The sequence below is a fragment of the Methylocapsa acidiphila B2 genome, assembly GCF_000427445.1.
GTDB classification, from domain to species: Bacteria; Pseudomonadota; Alphaproteobacteria; order Rhizobiales; family Beijerinckiaceae; genus Methylocapsa; species Methylocapsa acidiphila.
On the sequence record NZ_KE386496.1, the window covers coordinates 540,922 to 562,209 of the forward strand.

Annotated in this window: 16 protein-coding genes and 1 pseudogene; 14 read left to right on the forward strand and 3 right to left on the reverse strand. The window is 61.4% G+C overall.

What is annotated here, in order from left to right:
- The first annotated feature begins 10 nt into the window (after positions 1 to 10).
- The 3 genes from METAC_RS22250 to METAC_RS0103980 all read left to right on the forward strand — a co-directional run bounded on the left by METAC_RS22250 (position 11) and on the right by METAC_RS0103980 (position 3,961).
- Positions 11 to 361 carry a cupin domain-containing protein gene (locus METAC_RS22250; RefSeq protein ID WP_036255260.1) on the forward strand — a complete coding sequence of 117 codons (351 nt, stop codon included), beginning with the start codon at positions 11 to 13 and terminating at the stop codon, positions 359 to 361.
- A 128-nt stretch (positions 362 to 489) separates the two neighbouring features.
- Complete coding sequence (locus METAC_RS0103975; RefSeq protein ID WP_342446936.1) at positions 490 to 3,006, forward strand: ABC transporter permease; 2,517 nt, start codon at positions 490 to 492, stop codon at positions 3,004 to 3,006.
- A gap of 169 nt (positions 3,007 to 3,175) precedes the next feature.
- A complete protein-coding gene (locus METAC_RS0103980; protein WP_026606017.1) occupies positions 3,176 to 3,961 on the forward strand; it encodes a Bax inhibitor-1/YccA family protein in 786 nt (261 codons plus the stop codon).
- 58 nt (positions 3,962 to 4,019) lie between these two features.
- Here METAC_RS0103980 and METAC_RS0103985 read toward each other — a convergent pair whose 3' ends face one another.
- A complete protein-coding gene (locus tag METAC_RS0103985) occupies positions 4,020 to 4,436 on the reverse strand; it encodes a DUF2794 domain-containing protein (protein ID WP_051335774.1) in 417 nt (138 codons plus the stop codon).
- A gap of 241 nt (positions 4,437 to 4,677) precedes the next feature.
- Between METAC_RS0103985 and htpG the strand changes: the two genes are divergently transcribed.
- From htpG to METAC_RS0104030, 8 genes and pseudogenes are all read left to right on the forward strand, one after another.
- Entirely contained in the window at positions 4,678 to 6,603 is a 1,926-nt protein-coding gene (gene htpG / locus METAC_RS0103990) for a molecular chaperone HtpG (protein WP_026606019.1), read from the forward strand.
- 2 nt (positions 6,604 to 6,605) lie between these two features.
- Complete coding sequence (gene prmC, locus METAC_RS0103995; RefSeq protein ID WP_051335370.1) at positions 6,606 to 7,505, forward strand: peptide chain release factor N(5)-glutamine methyltransferase; 900 nt, start codon at positions 6,606 to 6,608, stop codon at positions 7,503 to 7,505.
- 517 nt (positions 7,506 to 8,022) lie between these two features.
- The gene (locus METAC_RS22255) at positions 8,023 to 8,952 is read left to right on the forward strand and encodes a DUF4167 domain-containing protein (RefSeq protein WP_051335371.1); all 930 of its coding nucleotides are present in this window, start codon (positions 8,023 to 8,025) and stop codon (positions 8,950 to 8,952) included.
- Positions 8,953 to 9,033: 81 nt separating this feature from the next.
- Positions 9,034 to 9,291: a GCG_CRPN prefix-to-repeats domain-containing protein gene (locus METAC_RS0104005; protein WP_026606021.1), complete on the forward strand. Its 258-nt coding sequence runs from the start codon at positions 9,034 to 9,036 to the stop codon at positions 9,289 to 9,291.
- A 462-nt stretch (positions 9,292 to 9,753) separates the two neighbouring features.
- Positions 9,754 to 12,348 (forward strand): ATP-dependent chaperone ClpB, encoded by a 2,595-nt coding sequence (gene clpB, locus METAC_RS0104015; RefSeq protein ID WP_026606023.1) that lies wholly within the window; start codon positions 9,754 to 9,756, stop codon positions 12,346 to 12,348.
- A gap of 186 nt (positions 12,349 to 12,534) precedes the next feature.
- Positions 12,535 to 13,374 carry a hypothetical protein gene (locus METAC_RS26310; RefSeq protein ID WP_156898102.1) on the forward strand — a complete coding sequence of 280 codons (840 nt, stop codon included), beginning with the start codon at positions 12,535 to 12,537 and terminating at the stop codon, positions 13,372 to 13,374.
- Positions 13,375 to 13,504: 130 nt separating this feature from the next.
- Positions 13,505 to 13,708: pseudogene (locus METAC_RS25660) on the forward strand (hypothetical protein); the annotation flags it as partial.
- A gap of 224 nt (positions 13,709 to 13,932) precedes the next feature.
- The gene (locus METAC_RS0104030; protein ID WP_026606025.1) at positions 13,933 to 14,421 is read left to right on the forward strand and encodes a hypothetical protein; all 489 of its coding nucleotides are present in this window, start codon (positions 13,933 to 13,935) and stop codon (positions 14,419 to 14,421) included.
- A gap of 509 nt (positions 14,422 to 14,930) precedes the next feature.
- On the opposite strand, the gene METAC_RS0104035 is transcribed toward METAC_RS0104030, so the two are convergent.
- On the reverse strand, positions 14,931 to 15,185 hold the full coding sequence (locus METAC_RS0104035) for a hypothetical protein (protein WP_026606026.1): 255 nt from the start codon (positions 15,183 to 15,185) through the stop codon (positions 14,931 to 14,933).
- A 314-nt stretch (positions 15,186 to 15,499) separates the two neighbouring features.
- Between METAC_RS0104035 and gyrB the strand changes: the two genes are divergently transcribed.
- The 3 genes from gyrB (at position 15,500) to msrB (ending at position 19,603) form a co-directional block, all read left to right on the forward strand.
- Positions 15,500 to 17,959: a DNA topoisomerase (ATP-hydrolyzing) subunit B gene (gyrB, locus tag METAC_RS0104040; RefSeq protein WP_026606027.1), complete on the forward strand. Its 2,460-nt coding sequence runs from the start codon at positions 15,500 to 15,502 to the stop codon at positions 17,957 to 17,959.
- 123 nt (positions 17,960 to 18,082) lie between these two features.
- Positions 18,083 to 18,931, forward strand: coding sequence for a carbon-nitrogen hydrolase family protein (locus tag METAC_RS22260; RefSeq protein ID WP_036255265.1), 849 nt, complete (start codon positions 18,083 to 18,085; stop codon positions 18,929 to 18,931).
- 270 nt (positions 18,932 to 19,201) lie between these two features.
- A complete protein-coding gene (gene msrB / locus METAC_RS0104050) occupies positions 19,202 to 19,603 on the forward strand; it encodes a peptide-methionine (R)-S-oxide reductase MsrB (protein WP_026606028.1) in 402 nt (133 codons plus the stop codon).
- 104 nt (positions 19,604 to 19,707) lie between these two features.
- Here msrB and METAC_RS0104055 read toward each other — a convergent pair whose 3' ends face one another.
- Positions 19,708 to 21,261 carry a hypothetical protein gene (locus METAC_RS0104055; RefSeq protein ID WP_026606029.1) on the reverse strand — a complete coding sequence of 518 codons (1,554 nt, stop codon included), beginning with the start codon at positions 21,259 to 21,261 and terminating at the stop codon, positions 19,708 to 19,710.
- Positions 21,262 to 21,288: the final 27 nt, after the last annotated feature.

Sequence of the window (21,288 nt, forward strand, 5' to 3'; positions counted from 1 at the left end):
GCCATTCGCCATGTCGCCGCCTCAAACCGGGATCTTCGCCAATCTCTTTGATTTCGCGCTCGTCGACGCAAAGGCGGAGCATTTCGCCGCCTTGGTCGAAGCTCGCAATGTCAAAATCGAGCGGATCGTCTCGAACGGCCAGGCGAGTCCGGTGGGGTTTTGGTTCGATCAGGACTGGGCGGAATGGGTTGTGCTTTTGTCCGGTTCGGCGGGGCTGCGTTTTGAGGGCGAGCCGGAGGTCAGGATCTTGCGGCCCGGCGACCATATCCTGATCCGGGCGCATCGGAAGCATCGCGTCGAATGGACCGACCCGACCTGCGCCTCCGTTTGGCTCGCCGTCCATTTTCCTGAAGGCGCCTGACCGGCCGTTGAACGGCCATTCCCCTTCCCCTGCGGACTGCTTTTATGAAATCGCTAGCGCCCTCTATAAGCCGTGTTGATAAGGCTCCGACCCGAGGCTGGTCCGTCCGGCTCATCCTGCGGGCGGCCTTGCGCGATTTCCGCGGCGGGCTTCACGGATTTGGGATTTTTCTCGCCTGTATCGCGCTCGGCGTCGCCGCCATCGTCGGCGTCGGCTCGGTCTCGCTTTCCCTCGGCGACGGGCTCGCGCAGCAAGGCCGGGCGATCCTCGGCGGAGACGTCTCCTTCACGCTCGTCCAGCGCGAAGCGACCCGCCCCGAGCGCGATTTCCTGGCGGCGCATGGCCAATTATCCGCGGTCGCGGTCATGCGCGCGATGGCCCGGCGCGCGGGGGGCGATGCGGCGTTGGTCGAGATCAAGGCGGTCGACGAAGCCTATCCTTTGGTGGGCGCCGCCCTTCTCGATCCGGATCAAAAGCTCGATCTTGCCCTGGATGCGCGCGACGGCGACTTTGGGATCGTCGCCGAGCCCGCGCTATTCGCGAGGCTCGGCCTGGCGCTCGGCGATCGCGTCGACATTGGCGACGCGCATTTCGTGCTGCGCGCCACTCTCACCGGCGAGCCTGACCGACTGGCGGCTGGAATAGGCTTCGGTCCGCGCGTCGTCATGAGCGAGGCCGCCCTGCGCGCGACAGGCCTGCTGCAGCCGGGCTCTTTGGTTCATTGGATTTATCGCGTCGCGCTCGCGGATGGCGCGGCGCCTACGAGCGACGCCGACGCTGAGGCCTTTCTGCGCGCTGCGCATGAGGCGTTTCCAGAAGCGGGCTGGGAGGCGCGCAGCCGGAAGAATATTTCGCCCCAGTTCTCCCGCAATCTCGATCGCTTCACCCAGTTTCTCACGCTCGTCGGGCTGACGTCCCTCATCGTCGGTGGCGTCGGCGTCGCCAACGCCATCCGCGGTTATGTCGAGCGCAAAAGGACGACGATCGCCATTCTGAAATCGCTCGGCGCGACCGGATCCACCGCTTTCGCCTTGATGCTGACGCAGGCGCTTTTTGTCGCGAGCGTCGGCGTCGCCATCGGCGCGTTCGTGGGGGCGCTTCTGCCCTATGTCGCCGTTTGGGGTTTCGGCGCGATGATTCCATTTCCGCTCGCGCCTTCGATCCACCCGACGGCGATCGGGCAGGGCGTTCTCTATGGCTATCTGACGGCGCTGGCCTTTTCGATTCTGCCGCTCGGCGGAGCCCATGATTCGCCGGTCCAGTCCATTTTCCGGGAGGAGATCGAACCCGGCCGGCGCCACGCGAGGCTCCGTTACATCATCATGACCCTGGCCGCGAGCGCCGGCCTCATTGGGGCGGTCTTCGCCTTCACCTCGGACCGCGCGCTCGCAGGGATCTATCTGGCCGCGACGCTCGCGGCCTTCGTCTTGCTGCGCGGCGTCTCCGCGCTCATCATGCTCGCCGCCCGCCGCGCGCCGCTCGCCGGCGGCTTCGCCTTGCGCCTCGCTGTGGCGAATATCCATCGGCCCGGCGCGCTCACGCCGTCCGTCGTGCTCTCTTTGGGTCTCGGCCTCGCCCTCCTCGTGACCTTGACCCTGATCGACGGGAACATACGCGCGGAGCTCAAAAACGGTCTTCCCGGCGTGACGCCGAGCTTCTTCTTCGTCGATGTTCAAGATGCGAAGGTCAAAGCCTTCGCCGAATTCCTTCAGGCTCACGCTCCGGATGGGAAGATCGCCTTCGCGCCCATGCTGCGCGGCCGCATCGTCAAGCTGAACGGCGTGCGCGCCGAGGCGGCGCAGGCGAAGCCCAACGTAGCCTGGGCGCTGCAGGGAGACCGCGGCGTCACTTACGCCGATGCGGTTCCCGAAGGCTCCGAGCTCGTCAAAGGCGCCTGGTGGCCGAAGGATTACACGGGGCCGCCCTTGATTTCGGTGGACGTCGAGATCGCCCAAGGTCTGGGCCTAGCGCTTGGCGATGAGATCACGGTCAACGTCCAGGGTCGCAATATCGACGGCAAGATCGCGAATTTCCGCAAGGTCAATTGGCGGACGTTCGGGATTAATTTCGTCCTTATCTTCTCGCCGAATAGTTTCGCTGGCGCGCCGCATGGCGATCTCGCGACCCTCACCTTTCCCAACGGCGGCGATTCGGGCTTGGAGCTCGCATTGCTCCGCGAGACGGCGCGCGCCTTTCCGGGGGTGACGAGCATTCGCGTCAAGGAGGCGCTTGACGCCGCAAGCGAGATCGTCGGGCAGCTCGCGATCGCGGTCAGGGGGGCGTCGAGCGTCGCGCTTTTGACCTCGGTCCTGGTGCTCGGCGGCGCTCTCGCGGCGGGTCGCCGGGCGCGGACGCATGAGGCGGTCGTTCTCAAGACGCTGGGGGCGACGCGGCCGCGCCTTCTCGCGGCTTATTTTTATGAATACGGGCTCATCGGCCTCTGCGCTGCGCTATTCGGCGTGGCGGCGGGCGGCGGCGCCGCATATGCTATCGTGCGGCGGGTGATGGAGCTCGACTTCGTCTGGCTCTGGCCGCAGGCCCTGAGCGCCGCCGCCGCCGCGCTTGCAGTCACGATTTTCCTCGGCCTTCTCGGCGCCTGGCGCATTCTTGGCCGCAAGCCGGCGGCTTATCTGCGCGAGCTTTAGCCAACGGAAAACAAAGGCGAAATAGAGAATTTGACTTGGCTAGATTAAGGATAGTTCATGCGCCGCGGCCTTGTGCCGATGCCGCTGCTGCGCCATATTACCATCGACGCTCGTCCTGCAAAGGCAGCGGCCGGAGGCGGTCAAGCCTCCACAAACCTTAGAGGAAAACATGTCCGACTACGACCGTAACGCTGGAGCCCGCTGGGGGCAGAGCGTGGCGCGGGCCGGTCGCGCCGAAATCGACCAGGGCCTGCGCACCTATATGATGGGCGTTTACAACAACATGGTGGTGGGCCTCGCGCTGACCGGCTTGGTGGCGCTCGGCGTGAACATGCTCGCCACGACCACGGATCCCTCGATGGCGGTCGCCCATATGGGGCGTATTGGGCTGACCCAATTCGGCGTGACGCTCTACGGCAGCCCGCTCAAATATGTGGTGATGCTGGCGCCGCTCGCTTTCGTGTTCTTTTTCTCATTCCGCATCAACCAGATGTCGGCTTCGGCTGCGCGGACCTTGTTCTTCGTCTTCGCCGGGACCATGGGTCTGTCCCTGTCGTCGCTGCTTCTCGTCTACACGGGAACGTCAGTCGCGCGCGCCTTTTTCATTACGTCGGCGGCTTTCGGCGGCCTGAGCCTCTACGGCTATACCACGAAGCGCGATCTTTCGCCGATCGGCTCTTTCCTGGTGATGGGCCTCATCGGTCTCGTCCTCGCGAGCGTTGTCAATCTGTTCGTGCAGTCGAGCGGCTTCCAGTTCGGCCTGTCGATCCTGTCCGTCCTGATCTTCTCGGGCCTCACCGCTTGGGACACTCAGGCGATCAAGGAAATGTATTACGCAGGCGACGGATTCGAAGTCGCGACCAAGAAATCGGTAAATGGCGCTTTGATGCTCTATCTCGATTTCATCAATATCTTCACGGCGCTTCTGAACCTCACGGGCTCACGCAACGACTAGTCTCACGAGGGACCCGCTCTATCAGGCTCCGCGCAAGCGGAGCCTTTTTTATGTCGGGTCAGCCGGACACCAGCTTCAGCTTTTTGTCGAGAACCGCGATGACGCGGTCGAGTTCATGGCCGCGCTTGAGCACGAGCCCCGTCGCCGTCACAACAGCATAAGCGCCTTGCTTGCGCGCGAGCTTAGGCGTCTTCTCGATTCGATAGAGGGCGCATTCCGAGGCGCGCCGGTAAATCGAAAAAACCGCCTTATGGGCGGTGAAATCGAGAGCGTAATCGCGCCATTCGCCTTCGGCGACTTTGCGGCCGTAGAGATTGAGAATCTCGCGCAGTTCCCGTCGATCGAAGGAAACCGTCTCCGCGGCCCCGGCCGACGCGACGGGCTCGCATGCCCGCATGGACAAAGGCCGCGCATCCTTCGTCTTGGCGGCGAAGTCCAGGGCGCGAAAATCTTCGCTCGGCTCTGCGTCGCTCATGAGATCCGTCGCGGCTCCAACTGGCGATCCTGGTTCATCATCGCGCGACCCTTGGCTAGCGGCAAGCCGTATCTTGACGATTGGGTGACAAGTTTTTCCGCGTTTCGACTCGCGCGGCCCCTCAATATGGATTGAGCGCCGTCCAGCGGGGCGCCGAGGATCGCCCTTGCATCGACGCGGCGCAAACGCAATATCAGCGCCGTCGACCATCAAGGCGATCAATTTCGGAGGAAGGTTGGAAATGTCCGAGGCTGCGGGTCAAACGCATGCTTTTCAAGCCGATGTCGCGAGGCTTTTGCATCTGATGGTTCACTCGGTCTATTCGGACCGGGACATTTTCTTGAGGGAGCTTCTCTCCAACGCCGCAGACGCCTGCGAGAAACTTCGTTACGAAGCGCTCGCCGATCCTGCCCTCGCCACGGCGCCCTTCGCCATCGAGATCCGCATCGACAAGGATGCGCAAACGCTCGCCGTCGAGGACAATGGGATCGGAATGTCGGAGGCCGATCTCGCCGATGCGCTCGGCACGATCGCGCGTTCGGGAACCCGGGCCTTTCTCGAGCGTCTGAGCGCGGAAGGCCGCGAGGGGGCGGAGAGCCCGCAAGGCGCAGGTCCGAACCTCGATCTGATCGGCCAATTCGGCATCGGTTTCTATTCAGCTTTCATGGTCGCCGACCATGTCGACGTCTTCACGCGGCGGGCTGGATCGCATGAGGCTTTTCATTGGCGCTCCGACGGCAAAGGGAGCTTTTCGATCACGCCTTTGCCGCTCGCCGACGCACCGGCGCATGGGACGCGCGTCGTCCTGCATTTGAACGAGGCGTCCAAGGACTATCTCGAACCCGGCCGGATCGAGCGGATCGTGCGCGAGCATTCGAGCGCGCTGACGGCGCCGATCGACCTGATCGAATCGCCCGGCGCCGAAAAGCGCCGACTGACCGATGGATCGGCCCTCTGGACCAAGCCGAAAAGCGCAATCTCCGAGCATGAATATACCGAATTCTACAGGGATCTCGCGGGCCAGTTCGACGAGCCGGCGCTGACCGCCCATTGGCGCGCCGAAGGCCGCCACGAATATACCGTTCTCGCCTTTGTTCCGGGGTCGCGGCCGCTCGATCTTTTCGATCCGGCGCGCCAGGGCAGGGCCAAGCTCTATGTCCGCCATGTTCTGATCTCGGACGACGCCGACGTCTTGCCGAGATGGTTGCGCTTCGTGCGCCTCGTGGTCGATTCGGCGGACCTTCCGCTCAATGTCTCGCGCGAAATGATCCAGGAGAGCCCGCTCTTCGCCGCCATCAAGAAAGGCGTCGCCAATCGCCTGCTGCAGGAGCTGACCAAGCTGGCGGAGAGCGAGCCGGAGAAATTTGCTACCGTCTGGACGAATTTCGGCGCAGTCTTGAAGGAAGGCCTTTATGAAGACCCCGAAAAGCGCGACCCCTTGTTCGGGCTTGCGCGTTTCGCGACCTCGACCCATCCCGACGGCGGACGCAGCCTTAAGGATTATGTCGCCGGCCTGCAAACCAACCAGACGGCGATCTATTATCTTCTGGGCGAGGATGTGAAGCGGCTCGCGGCGAGCCCGCAGATCGAGGGATTCCGCGCTCGCGGCGTCGAAGTTTTGCTTTTGCCCGATCCGATCGACGCCTTTTGGGTCGCAACGGCGGTCGGCTTCGATGGGAAGCCCTTCAAATCGGTCACGCAAGGCGCGGCCGACATCAAATCCATCCCGCTGCAGAAAGGCGAGGCCGAAGAGCCAGCCCCTGAAGAGCCGCCGGCCGCGCGGCTCGCCGCTCTCTTCGCGCTCATGAAGCAAGTCCTCGGCGAGTCTGTCGCCGATGTGCGGGCGTCCGATCGGCTGGCAGAGAGCCCGGCTTGCCTTGTCGCGTCTGATTTTGGGCCGGATCGGCGGCTCGAACGCTTGCTCGCCGAGCACGGCCAGCTCGGCGCGGCGAGCAAGCCGATCCTGGAGGTCAATGGGGGTCATCCATTGATTCGGGCGTTGGTCGGCCTCGTTGGCGGGCCCGACAAGCAAAAAATCGAGGATATTGTCTGGCTTCTTTTCGACGAGGCGCGGCTGATGGAAGGCGACAAGCCGGCCGATGCGCCGCATTTCGCGACGAGGCTGACGCGAATTCTGCTCGAGGCCGCGAGCGTCGCCACGGCGTGACCATGAGCCTCGATCCGGGCGCCGGGTTCGCCTTTGTGGGAGCGACGCCGCGCGACGAGGCGCGCCGCGCGCTGGCGCGCGCCTTCGCGGCCGCCGCGATTGATTCGGCCGAGCTCGATGCGCGCCTGCTCTTATGCGCGGCGTTGGAGATCGATCACGCGGGCCTGGTCCGCGATCCAGACCGCCCGCTCGGCGCGGCCGCGGCGCGTGTCTCGGCCTTCGGGACGCGACGGCTTCGCCGCGAGCCCGTTTCTCGCATCATAGGCTACAGGGAGTTCTGGCGATCGCCGTTCAAGATCGATTCTTCGGTCCTCGACCCGCGCCCGGACACCGAAACCCTGATCGAGGCCGTGCTCGATCGAATTAGCCCTGATCTGCACCGTGAGCGCCGTCTTCTCGATCTCGGCGCAGGGTCTGGGGCCATTCTCTGCGCGCTTTTGCAGGAACTGCCGCGATCCTTCGGCGTCGGCGTCGATCTTTCGCCGGCGGCCTGCGCCATTGCACGGGATAATTTGGCGGCGCTCGGCCTCTCGTCGCGCGGGGCGATTCTCTGCGGCGACTGGACCCTCCCGTTGCGCGGCGGGTTCGATGTTCTCGCCTCCAATCCGCCCTACATAGTGCGGGACGAGATCGCCGGCCTTGAGGCGGACGTGCGCGATTTCGATCCGCGCCTCGCCCTCGACGGCGGCGAAGACGGGCTCGCGGCCTATCGGGCGATCATTTCGGCCGCGCCGGCCCACTTGGCGCCGGGCGGGACGATCGCGCTCGAACTCGGGCAGGGCCAGCGCGCGGCGGTCGAAGGGCTTTTGCGCGCCGCGGGGTTCACGCGGATCGCCGTCCGGATGGATCTTGCCGGCGTCGAGAGAGTTATCGTCGGCGAAGGCGGCGGGATCGCAATCTGATTGGCGCAGGGCGCGGAGATAATCGTAGAGCTTAGATCGCTCGCTGCTTTTCCCGACTCGCTGATCGGTCCCGGAGGACAGTGGCAAATCGGCAACGGCTTGGCCAGCAATTCAGATATTTTCCAAAAGGGACTTGGCGTATCAGGTGAAAACAGATAGGTTCTGCGTCCAAGGATCACCTTTTGGCTTCCGACAGAGAGCCGCGAGAGGCGTCGAGGTCGGCTCATCCCCCCAGGTCTAGAGCGAGACCGGGGGGTCGAGCATGATGTCCGCTTCCGGCTCCGAGGCGACCCTCGGCGCTACCGAGGTAGATGTCCCGAGACGCTTAGACTCTATCGGATCAAGGGTCGAAGATCGGCGCTGCAGCATGGCTGTGAGCGCTGCCGTTAATGGCTGGAGAGCCTGAACCCGCTCGCACCTTCGCACTTATCAATATGGTTCGATTTAGAGCCGTTGACGAAACGCCGAACCGGCGCTCCTCGACGCTCGCGGTCACGACGTCACTCAAGGATCATCGATGAGACCTGGACAGACCAATAAACGCATGCGCGGCCGCCCGAATAATAATCGCAAAGGCCCAAATCCGCTCACGCGTTCTTATGAGTCGAGCGGGCCCGACGTCAAAATCCGTGGAACAGCGCATCATATCGGCGAAAAATATCTCCAATTGGCGCGCGACGCCCAATCGGCGGGCGATCCGGTCACGGCGGAAAGCTATCTTCAGCACGCCGAGCATTATTTCCGGCTGATCGCCATGGCTCAGCAGGCGCAGCAGCAAGGGGCGGGCGGCTATCAACGCCAACCCAACGAGGCCGACGACATCGAGGACGGCGATGATTTCATCGGCATCCCGGACAGATTCGCGTCTCCGACCGAGCGTTTCGCATCTGCGCCCCAACCGACATTCGCGCCGCCGCCGCCGCAGCAAGGCGGCCCTCAGCCAAATCCGGAACGTCCTTTCTATGTCAGCCCGGAAAAGCAGGGTTACGAGCGCGCTCCTCGCCAGGAACGGTCGTTTCAAGACAAGAGCTATCCGGAAAAGACTTATCAGGAGCGGCCTTATTCCGAGCGGCCCTATGGCGAGCGCAATGGATCTGGCCGCGATTCGGACAGCCGAGGACAAGGACAGCGTGGACGCCCCCCACGCGAATATCGCAATGACGCCGCGCCGCGCGGCGAATCTCGCGTCCCTTCCGAGGAACTCGAGAGAAACGGCCTTCCTGCCTTCATCACCGCCCCTGTGCGCCCGCAACCGGAGGCGCTCGGCGCCGAACCGCCGAACGAGGCTTTTCCGGCCGCGCTTGTCGATCAGCCGGAAGCGGACCGCGATGTCGGCGGTTTCCATTTGCGCCCGCGCCGTCGTCGGCGCAGCAAGGCGGAAATGGCATTGGATCAGGCGTCCGGCGGCGGTCAAGAGAGCAACGCCAGCGATCCGGTCGGCGATTGAGCGAAACCCTTTCATCTTCCGCTTGAGTGCGACGGCGAATAATGTTTTCGTTGAGCGGCAGGTAATAAGGGAGCTTTTTCCATGATCCCGAAATTTTCCGCCGCCGCGGCTGCGGCGGCCATGATCCTGTTGGGCTCGCTTCAAGCGGAGGCGGCGCCGGTGCCGGCTTTGCCTGTCGCGCCGGAACAGCCGTCCCTCATTGTCCCGATCGCGGGCGGCTGCGGCCTCGGCTGGCATCGCGGCCCATGGGGCGGCTGTCGCCGCAATTGGGGGCCGGTCTATCGTCGTTGCTGGTTTCGTCCGACGCCTTGGGGGCCGCGCCGCGTCTGCGCATGGTGACCCTGAAATCTTGAAGCGCGCCAGCGCGCTTCGTTTGCGAGCTATGATTGCGAGACGAACGCGCCGCTTGGCAAGCGGTGCGCCGCGCCTCCGCGCGTTCGCGCCAAGATCAGGACTAAGCTCGAGCCTGTGAGGGGCGAGCGATTTCGTTGCGACCGCCGAACTCGGCCGGTCGAAAGGCGCATTGATTCGCGCCTGGACGACTTTGACCTGCCGCATTTTCTCGCGCCGGCGCCCGTGTTCCTATTTCGTCAGCTCGAATCGGCCGCCCACGAAAAAACGGACAAGAGGCTCGAGGCGCCAGCGGAATGTCGAGGCAGGCCATTCCTTTCGAAGGCTGCCCTTCCGCTCGTGGTTTTCCTCCCTACATGTCTGTCGTAAGGCCGCCGCAAGGGGTCCAATCAACATTTGGCCGCGACCTCGCCGCTTCGGGGCGGTCTCGCGGGCTGGAGGGCGTCAGTCATGAATATTGAAAAATATACCGAGAGAACCCGGGGCTTCATCCAGAGCGCTCAGTCGCTTGCCGTGCGGGAAGGCAATCAGCAGTTCACGCCCGAACATATTCTGAAGGTTCTTCTCGACGACCCGGAGGGACTCGCCGCCGGCCTGATCGATAAGGCGGGCGGCAATTCGCGCGACGCCCTTGTCGCGGCCGAGCTCGCGCTGGGCAAGCTGCCGAAAGTTCACGGCTCGGGCGCGGGCCAAGTCTATCTCGCGCCGGCGATGGCGCGCCTGTTCGACAACGCCGAGCAGATCGCGCAAAAGGCCGGCGATTCCTATGTCACGGTCGAGCGGTTGCTGCTGGCCCTCGCCATGGAGAAGGGCGCCGAAGCCGGCAAGATCCTCGAAAAGGCGGGCGTGACCCCACAAGGCCTGAACAAGGCCATTGAGGATTTGCGCAAGGGCCGCACCGCCGACAATCCGACGGCCGAGAATGCCTATGACGCCCTGAAGAAATATGCCCGCGATCTGACCGAGGCGGCGCGGACGGGCAAGCTCGACCCGGTCATCGGCCGCGATGAGGAGATTCGCCGGACCATCCAGGTCCTCTCGCGGCGGACCAAGAATAATCCCGTGCTGATCGGCGAGCCCGGCGTCGGCAAGACCGCCATCGTCGAGGGTCTGGCGCTGCGCATCATTAATGGCGACGTGCCCGAGAGCCTGCGCGACAAAAAGCTTCTGGCGCTCGACATGGGATCGCTGATCGCCGGGGCGAAATATCGCGGCGAGTTTGAGGAGAGGCTGAAGGCCATCCTCAACGAGATCACCGCAGCGGCTGGCGGCGTCATCCTGTTCATCGACGAGATGCATACGCTCGTCGGCGCCGGCAAGGCGGATGGCGCCATGGACGCCTCAAATCTATTGAAGCCCGCGCTCGCGCGCGGCGAGCTTCATTGCATCGGCGCGACCACGCTCGACGAATATCGCAAGCATGTCGAGAAGGACGCCGCCTTGGCGCGTCGCTTCCAGCCTGTGTTCGTCTCAGAGCCGACGGTCGAGGACACGATCTCGATCTTGCGTGGCTTGAAGGAAAAATATGCGCTGCATCACGGCGTCCGCATCACTGATGCAGCGATCGTCGCGGCTGCGACCCTCTCCAACCGCTACATAGCCGACCGTTTTTTGCCGGACAAAGCGATCGATCTCATCGATGAGGCGAGCGCGCGCCTGCGCATGGCGATCGATTCCAAGCCCGAGGAGCTGGACGAGCTCGACCGCCGAATCATCCAGCTCAAGATCGAGCAGGAGGCTCTGAAGAAAGAGACCGATGTCGCGTCGAAGGACCGGCTCGACAAGCTCGAGGGCGAACTGGCGGGCCTCGAGGAACAGGCGGCTGTGCTGACGACGCGCTGGCGCGCCGAGAAGGATAAGCTTGGCTCCGAGCAGAAATTGAAGGAGCAGCTCGAAGCAGCCACGGCTCAACTCGAGCAGGCCACGAGGCGCGGCGAATATCAGCGCGCGGGCGAGCTGACCTATGGCCTCATCCCCGAGCTTCAGGCTAAGTTGAAGGAGGTCGAGGCGAAGCGCGGCGAGGCGCTCGTCGAGGAGGCCGTGACGGCGGACCATGTCGCGCAAGTCGTCTCGCGCTGGACCGGCGTTCCGGTCGACAAGATGCTCGAAGGCGAGCGCGACAAGCTGCTTGCGATGGAGCAGGCGATCGGCAAACGGGTCGTCGGCCAGGCCGAGGCGGTCAAGGCCGTCTCGACCGCCGTGCGCCGCGCTCGGGCTGGACTCCAGGACCCCAATCGCCCGATCGGCTCCTTCATGTTCCTGGGCCCGACCGGCGTCGGCAAGACCGAGCTCACCAAGGCGCTCGCGGCTTTCCTCTTTGACGACGAGACCGCGCTGCTGCGAATCGACATGTCGGAATATATGGAGAAACACTCCGTAGCCCGGCTGATCGGCGCGCCTCCCGGCTATGTTGGCTATGAGGAAGGCGGCGCGCTAACGGAGGCCGTGCGCCGCAGGCCCTATCAGGTCGTCCTTTTCGATGAGATAGAGAAGGCCCACCCGGACGTCTTCAACATCCTTTTGCAGGTGCTCGACGACGGCCGGCTCACCGACGGGCAGGGCCGAACCGTCGATTTCCGCAATGTGCTGATCGTCATGACCTCGAATCTCGGCGCGGATTTTCTCGTGCTGCAGAAGGAGGGCGAGGATTCGAGCGCCGTCCATGCCGAGGTGATGCAGGTTGTGCGCGCGCATTTCCGTCCGGAATTCCTGAACCGAATCGACGAGATCATTCTATTCCATCGCCTGCGCCGCGAGGACATGGGCGCGATCGTCGACATTCAGTTCGGCCGGCTCGCGAAATTGCTCGAGGATCGCAAGATTGCGCTTGATCTTCGTCCGGAAGCCCGCGTCTGGCTCGCCGACAAAGGCTATGACCCAGCCTATGGTGCGAGGCCTTTGAAGCGGGTCATTCAGAAGAGCGTGCAGGACCCGCTGGCGGAGGCGATCCTGTCCGGCGCGATAAGGGATGGCGAGACCGTCGTCATCGGCGCCGATTCGAAGGGGCTTGTGATCCGGGATCGGAACGCCAGCGCAGCGGCGTGAGCCTTCCTTGGGGCGGAAAAATATTTTCGTTCTGCATTGGGAGCATCTCGCAATGCGGGCAGATTGCATTTCTTTATGACGGTTGATGTCACCCGTTCTGTTCGTGTACTGATCTTTTCAGATATATCCGAATAGCGGCACAAGTTCTAACCGCAAACTTTGTCTCTTCATTGGAGCCAACTTATCATGGCTACGTTCAGTACAGCAGACTTCCAGAAGTCTGATATAAAGACAAGTTTTTCTGGTCCATATATACGTCTTTCCGCAGTGCTAATAAGACTTCATATCAGTCAAGATTTATGGGGTAAATTGATAAATGCTAAGTTAATAGGTGATCTTAAGTTTGAGCAAGATAGAACTGTTTGGTGTAAAGACGATGATGTCCGTGCGGTTGTCGCCTTGCTGAATGAATCGGAGAGGTTCCGTAATTCAAAAGGAATGACGTCCGATCTATATGCTGATATTCAGCGTGAAATTAAAGATCGTGATTTCATTTTAGATGCAAGCATGTCGGCAGATATTTTGCGTGAGACGTCAGTTCCAGCACAATACTTAAATTCTTACTCTGATTTGCGGAGGCTTACTGTTCACAGGTATCCTATGCTGCTCACGTATCTCGGCATCGACGGTGCCTTGACGCCGGAATCTGAAGACCGCCTTCACCGGACTATGCTCAAGTTATTCGATCGCATTTACGAGATACAAGATTGTTTCGATCCGCAGCTTCTATGTCTTGGTTCGATCAATCGGTATCGCGAATCAATCGATGACGTGACCACTCTGCTTATTGAAGGTCTTAGGTCTGAGGTTCTTTACGGCTCGGACGTGACCCCTTGCCACAGGGTCAAGGCAATTCATGCCCTGTTGCAGGAGTTTGCCACCAAACTAGTTCAGATTACGAATGCTCTTATTGAGGAGCGGCGAGCAATCCTTGCGGGGGAGAAGCAAGCAGCTTCGCAACGTGCAGCAGCTGCCGTTGTTGGCACCGCTGCGACAGTTGGCTTGCTCGCCTTGTTCTCTAACTGACTTATCCCTCAACATGCAACCTTGACGCCACGGCGTCACTACGTGAGCCTACGACCAACTGGATGGCTGGTTCTAGAGTAGTATGTCGAGATTGACGTGAAACGGGCCCAATCGCGGTCGTCGGAATCGCGACGGAAAGATCTGGCTTGCCGACAAAGGCTATGATCCGGCCTATGGCGCGAGGCCTTTGAAGCGGGTCGTTCAGAAGAGCGTGCAGGACCCGCTAGCCAAGGCGATCCTGTCCCGTACGATAAGGGATGGCGAGACCGTCGTCATCGGTGCCGACGCGAGCGGTATTCTGATCGGCGACAAAGCCGCCGCGCGGGCGGCGTGAGTTTGAACTGTCATCGCCTCGATCAGACGGAGTCCTGGTCGAGGCGGTTATCCCGCGATCGCCCTCGCGCTCGCGCAAAATGAGATCAGGCCGGCCGAGGTGGAGGAGACAGGTTACGGTCAGTAACGCAAAGCAAAACAGCGATCTCCGGCCGGGCTTGTGTTTGATTGGTCGGCCTGATAATTGCTTCTGCTTCATGTGGTTGCAACAGAGGAGACCGACACATGCAACTGGCTGAGGCTTATTCGAACAAAAGCGTTGACGAGATCAAGGCGGCGCTCGCGGGCGCGACCTTGAGGGTTTATTCCTGCCCACAGCCCGCCACGCCGGACAAGCCGATCATTCGTAATGATCTCCTTGCGGAATTCACGCTCGGTTCGCCGGCGGTAAATGGCGACGAGCCCGTGGCCGAAGCGGTGCCCGCCAAGAAAGTGGGCACGCCCCTGTTTTCGCGCGCGACGACGCCCGATGGCGCCACGATCGCTGATTTCAGCACCGGCCCCGGCGATTCCGACATCAAGCTCGCCGAAGTGTCTTGCTCCAAGGATGCGCCCGTCAAGCTTATTAAGCTTCAGGTCCGTCCTGAGGTTGCGAATGGCAAGCAGCCGGTCAGCCCGCGCGACAAGATGATCGAAGAGCAGAACATCACCCAGATTTCGCACGAGAAGACCTACGCCTGGAACGACGATTTCGCGTCGAGGAAGACAAAGTAAAGGTCCAACCGCAAACTTTTCTGCTTGGCGGCGCGACAGGCCAAGCGTCGCGCCGCCGCTGACAGCCGCCGGACAATAGGGCTGGCTGATGAAATTCATGTCGGAAATGTCGCGCGCCGAGGCGTCTGTCCGTGAGATCTAAACGGGCGCCTGCCCGAGGTTGAGGCTCTATTCCCACGGCAATTCGCGACGCCTGGAAAAGCCTGTTCTGCGTGGCTTCGTATTTTGGCGGAGCGGTTCTGGCTGCGGCGGATTGCGATGGCCAGCCGATTATGAGCCATGTCGCGGGCGAGAGTTTGGGCGTTCTGCTGTTTGTCTGCGCGACAAATTGGGCTGAAACGTCTAGCGCCCGACACTGAGGGCGGGAAATTCCGACGTGCTTGACGCGGCGAAAGTTGCAGCGAAAGCCCGACCGCGGTCCGCGCTCGGGCTTTCGCTTTTTTAGTCTGGCTTCGGCGTGGGCGTCGTCCGCAGAGGCGGCAAGGCGTCCGCCATCGCTAGTTGCAACATCATTCGATCGAGGAGATCTTGATCGGGGCGTTCAAATCGGCGTGAATTACTTTGATGCCGGCCTTTTCCACATCCGCGACGGTCGGATACCAGGTCGATTCATGGTCGAGCCCGCCGTATTTATTCAAGACCATGACATATTTGGATTTTTTATCGATTTCGCAGCGCATGCCTTTGCCCGGTTGGTCGATCGGCCGGGTCTTGCCGTCCCAATCGATGAAATATCCTTCGGGCGCATCGGGTGCGTCGGTCATTGTCGGTTCCCTTACAAAATGCTTAACAATTATGCCAAGCAGGTCTCGGGCCAGAGTCCGAGTCGAGCCCCTTCAGACTTCGCCTAGACGAATGCGAAGGGCCGGGCGCAAGGATGTCATCTGTTTTTAGTTTCTTTGGTCTCGTCGCAGAGAGTTTTGCGCAAAAGTCTTGCATCGCGACCTGGACGGGTCCGCCTAAACGCTGTGGCGGATCAGCAAAAACCTATTAAAAAACATGACCTTCAGCCCATCTTGGGTTATAGTTCATAAATCAGTATCAAACCTTTCCCAAAAGCAGAAAGTACGCAGCATCCATGGCCGAACCCGCCGCCGCGCCGCCGATTTCCCCTGAAGCAGAAGCCTATTACGGCGCCGATTCGATCAAGGTCCTGCGTGGCCTGGACGCTGTGCGCAAACGGCCCGGCATGTATATCGGCGACACGGATGACGGCTCTGGCCTGCATCATATGGTCTATGAGGTCGTCGACAACGCCATAGACGAGGCTCTGGCGGGCTATGCGACGCGAGTCACGGTGACGCTCAACGCCGACGGCTCTGTCGCCGTCACCGACGATGGGCGCGGGATTCCAACCGACATCCATGCCGAGGAAGGCGTCTCCGCGGCGGAAGTCATCATGACGCAGCTCCACGCCGGCGGGAAATTCGATCAAAATTCCTACAAGGTTTCAGGCGGATTGCACGGCGTCGGCGTCTCGGTGGTGAACGCCCTTTCGACCTGGCTGACGCTTCGAATCTGGCGCGACGGCAAGGAGCATTTCATCCGCTTCGAGCATGGCGACGCCGTCGGGTCGCTCGAAGTCACAGGCCCGGCGCCTCTGATCGACGGCAAGCCGAAGCGCGGCACCGAGGTGACGTTTCTGGCTTCGCCCGCGACCTTCACCATGGTCGATTATGATTATGGGACCATCGAGCATCGCCTGCGCGAGCTCGCCTTCCTCAATTCGGGCGTCAGGATCGAGCTCACGGATTCGCGCGGTGCCGAGATCAAACGGGAGGAGCTTTTCTACGAGGGTGGGCTCGAGGCTTTCGTGCGCTATCTCGATCGCGCCAAATCGCCGCTGATCGCGAGCCCGATCCTCATGAAGGGCGAGCGCGAGAAGATCGTCGTCGAGGTCGCCTTGTGGTGGAACGATTCCTACCACGAGCATGTGCTCGCCTTCACCAACAACATTCCGCAGCGCGACGGCGGAACTCACCTGGCTGGATTTCGCGGCGCGCTGACTCGGCAGGTGACGGGCTATGCGGATCGCTCCGGCCTCAGCAAGAAGGAAAAGGTCGACCTGACCGGAGACGATTGCCGCGAGGGTCTGACCTGCGTCCTCTCCGTGAAAGTGCCCGACCCGAAATTTTCCTCTCAGACCAAGGAGAAGCTCGTCTCCTCCGAAGTGCGGCCTGCGGTCGAAGGCCTCGTCAGCGAGATGCTCGGCCATTGGTTCGAGGAGCATCCGCACGAGGCGCGGGCCGTCGTCGGGAAAGTGTTGGAGGCGGCGCAGGCGCGCGAGGCGGCGCGCAAGGCGCGCGAGCTCACCCGGCGCAAGGGCGCGCTCGACGTCGCTAATCTGCCGGGCAAGCTCGCCGATTGCCAGGAGCGCGATCCGGCCAAGGCCGAACTGTTCCTGGTCGAGGGCGATTCCGCAGGAGGCTCCGCGAAGCAAGGGCGCAATCGCGAATATCAGGCCGTGCTGCCCTTGCGCGGCAAAATCCTCAATGTCGAGCGTGCGCGCTTCGACAAAATGCTTTCGAGCCAGGAAATCGGCACGCTCATCACGGCGCTCGGCACCGGCATCGGCCGCGACGATTTCAATCCGGATAAGCTGCGCTATCACAAGGTCATCATCATGACCGACGCGGATGTCGACGGCTCGCATATCCGCACTCTGCTCTTGACCTTCTTCTTCCGTCAGATGCGCGAGCTCATCGAGCGCGGCCATCTCTATATCGCGCAGCCGCCGCTCTATAAGGTCAAGCGCGGCGCTTCGGAGCAATATTTGAAGGATGAACGCGCGCGCGAGGATTATTTGATTGGCAACGGGCTTGACGGGGCCGTGTTGCGGCTTGCGGGCGGCGTCGAGCGCGCCGGTGCCGATCTCCGCGCCATTGTCGAGGAGGCGCGGAGCGTCCGACAGGGACTCGCCGGGCTGCACTCGCGCTATGATCGCTCCGTTGTGGAGCAGGCGGCGATCGCCGGCGCCTTGAAGCCCATCTCCTCTGAAAACGCGGCCGAGGCGGAGGCGATCGCCGAATCGATCGCCGCGCGTCTCGATGAATTCGCCGAGGATATGGAGCGAGGCTGGCGCGGCCGCGTCGAGAACGGCGGCTATGTCTTCGTGCGCGAGCTGCGCGGCGTTCTTCATGCCGCGACTCTTGACGCAGGTCTTCTCGCTTCGGCCGAAGCGCGCCGCCTCAATGATCACGCCCAGAGCCTGCATGACATCTTCGCCCGTCCGGCGCTTTTCCTGCGCCGAAGCGATGAGACGCAGGTGTCGGGGCCGGGCGATCTCGTCGAGGCGGTCATGGCCGCGGGGCAGAAGGGCATTTCGCTGATGCAGCGCTACAAAGGCCTCGGCGAGATGAACCCCGGTCAGCTCTGGGAGACGACGCTCGACCGCGAGGCGAGATCCTTGCTGCAGGTCAAGATCAAGGAAGGCGACGACGCCGACGATATTTTCGTGAAGCTCATGGGCGACGTCGTCGAGCCGCGCCGCGAGTTCATCCAGGAGAACGCGTTGAGCGTCGCCAATCTGGATGTGTGAGGCGCGTGCGTGACCGACAACGCAGAAGTCTGACTATTTCGAGGGGGGGTAGTCTGACTCAGTTTGCATGGAAATCCAACTCGCTTACGCTGTAGGCGACACGTTCGCGTATGGCCGGCGTCGATGAAAGCTCCTTTTCGCATTGCGACGGCCCAGAGCCGCATCACCCCGGATGTTCGCGAGAACGGGCGACAAGTCCGCGATCTGATGTCCGCCGCCAAGGCCGCGGGCAGTCGACTTGTCCATTTCTCGGAGGGGGCCCTGTCAGGATATGTCAAATCGCAAATTAATGATTGGACAGAAGTGGATTGGGGGGCGCTCCGCGAGGAATTGGATGCTGTCTCCAACCATGCGGCCCGCCTTGGTCTATGGACAGTTCTAGGCAGCAATCACCGGCTCGCGCCGCCCGATCGTCCCCATAACAGCCTTTATGTCATATCGGATGAGGGGGCTCTGGTTGGACGATACGATAAACGTCTTTGTTCGCATGCCGAGCTGAGCGACTGGTATACGCCCGGAGTCGAAGCTTTCGTCTTCGATGTCGACGGAGTTCGCTTCGGTGCCGCGCTTTGTATCGAAGTGCAATTCCCGGAATTATTCATCGATTATGGGAGACGCAATGTGGATTGCATGTTGTTCTCCGCCTATTCCAATGATCCGATCTTCGGGCTTTTAGCGCGGGCCCACGCCGCGACCAACAACTTTTGGCTGAGCGTCTCTATTCCTGCGTTATCGGACAATCGTCTGTCCGCCGGCTTAATCGGACCTGACGGCTATTTGCTCGCGCAAGCCGAAACAAATGGCGTGGAACTCTTGGTTCATGGAGAGATCGACAAGGAAAGCCCACAGTTCGACATTGCGATCAACAAGGCGCGGCCCTGGCGCGCCGCTGTGAGATATGGCGCGATATATGCGCCACGCCGCGTGACGGACGGACGGATCGACGATCGAACGTCATTCTTCACCGCTTGACCGACCAAAGCGACGAGTGGAAAGCAGCGCCAATTCATGGTGCGGAAGGCTTGATGCGCTCGTCCTGATAAGCCATTGGAGGGCGTTTTAAGTTGCGAGGCTGCGAACAGACCGGCTGTCCGAATTCCGGCCGTTGTCAGCAACCTCCATTCATCTCATGGCCGATATGCTCGCCACACTCGGTGCCATGAGATGAATGGCGGCGGCTTGCGATCTCACTTGGTAATTTCCCTGGCGAGGCGGCGTTTACGCCCAATTGGAGCGATCATCATGCAGACCAAGACCTTCGAGGTGACCCATAGCGACGCGGAATGGCGTCAGCTTCTGACCCCTGAGCAATATGAAGTGTTGCGCGGCCATGGAACGGAGGCGCCGGGCAGCTGCGCGCTCAATCATGAGAAGCGCGCCGGAACCTTTTTCTGCGCGGGCTGCGGCCAGAAGCTATTCGTCGCCAAGATGAAATTCGAGAGCGGCACCGGTTGGCCGAGCTTCAACGATCCGGTCGAGGGCGCGATCGAGACGACCGAGGACCGCAGCTATGGGATGCGGCGCACCGAGGTTCATTGCAGCCGCTGCGGCGGACATCTCGGTCATGTCTTTCCCGACGGCCCGCCGCCGACAGGCTTGCGCTATTGCATCAATGGCGTCGCGCTGAATTTCGAGGCGGAGTAGGGCGCTTTCGGCTCCGCTGCGCGCGCTTTTTCCCTTTTCGTACAAATTCGCCGCAACGCGTGACCACGCGTTGCGGCTTGAATCGAAAAAATCACGAACCCGTTTTAATCGCTCGCCTTTGATCGTCGCGGCGCCCCCTCCGGTCCCGGCGATCCAAACGTGAGGAGATCGTCGATCGATTTTTTCTGCGCTTTCGACCATTGGACGAATTGTCCGCAGATCTCTGGTTTTGGGGCGCGCGAGTCTTTCGATTTCTTCTCCCGCGGAGTCTCAGTGCAGCGCAGTGACATGAAATTTTGCAGGCTCATCGAAAGCTGCAGCGAATAATCCGAAGAATAAAGTTGGGAAGCGCTGAAAACGGCGCCGGAAGCGACATTGCCATAATACATCATTCGGAAACTTTGCTCCGTTTGCGGCCGCAGGCTGGCGTCGAGCTTCAAATGAGCGCCATTGGCGGAAAATTCCGGCAGGATGGCCACGTTCGGAAAGCCGGCGGTCTGGTGGCATCCCATGCAGGAGGCTTTCGCATTGTCGACAGGGCCGGCGAGCCTCCCGCCATAGCCCAAATGATCAAAATTGAGGGGAGGGGTCGCCAAATCCTTGACGGCTTGCTCGTTGATCCATTGCTCGGTGAGCTTTTCCCGGCTGCAAGGTCCATCGGGGCCGGCGCAGGTTTCGGCGAAGGCGACCTTCGGATTGTTGCCCCATTGCAACCCGAGCGGAACCATACGTTTCCACGGCGTGTCCCCTTGGGCGTTCCCGTCATAGCCGAAGGTGCCGAGCAGCCATCCGGTGAGGCTGCGGTCGTCGCGGACCGAAACGTCGATCTGGATGAGGCGAATCGCGCCGATGGCGCGCTCGAAGCGCGAGATCGGTCCCTTGTTGCGCCAGCTCGGATCGTCATTGACGAACACATGCGCTTTCCATTCGAGCGCGTTCTTCACGATCGGCAATTGCGTCTCGTTCACCGTCGAAAAGAGAAGCTTGATGATGAAGGAGCCATTCGGGAAATTATTGAGCCCGGCCGGATCAGGGTTCAGCGCCCCAGGTTTCGGATTGTTCGGATCGCAATAGACTTGCCCGACGCCGAAGCCCGCGCGATCGTTGAGATAGGCGCCCGACCAAGTGTCGACGAAATCATTCTGCAGCGTGCTGAGAGTTTTACCCGACGAATCGAATTCATGGGTGAAGCCATGAACGAATTCGCGTCCGTCCGTGCCGGGCCAGTCCGATGCGACCTCGGTGTTCCAGTCCATCCATGGCATGCCGTACCATTTCCGAACCTTATTATCTTCGACGTAGAAATCGACGTCGACATTGCCTTCGAGGCCGTAGTCGAGAAGCGCCTGGAGATAGGCGCGCGGATCTACAGGACCGCCGTTCTCGAAGCCGATCTTGAGCCATGGATAATCTTCCATGGGAGGCAGATGGTTCGGATAATCCTGGCTGAGCTTGAAGACGCGGCCAGCGTAGCTTGTGGGCGGATCGCCGCCCTGGCCCTGGCGATAGAAATCCTTGAACGTCCCGCGCACGCAATCTTTTCGCGCGAGCTGGTTACGTGTGGAGTCATCTGTGGCCTCGGCCGATTGGATGAGGATTGCGCTTGTGAATAGGAACGCCGAAATGGCGAGGAAAAGCGTGCGGCTTCGCGTCGTCATGCTGAATCCTCCTGGCATATTGCAGCG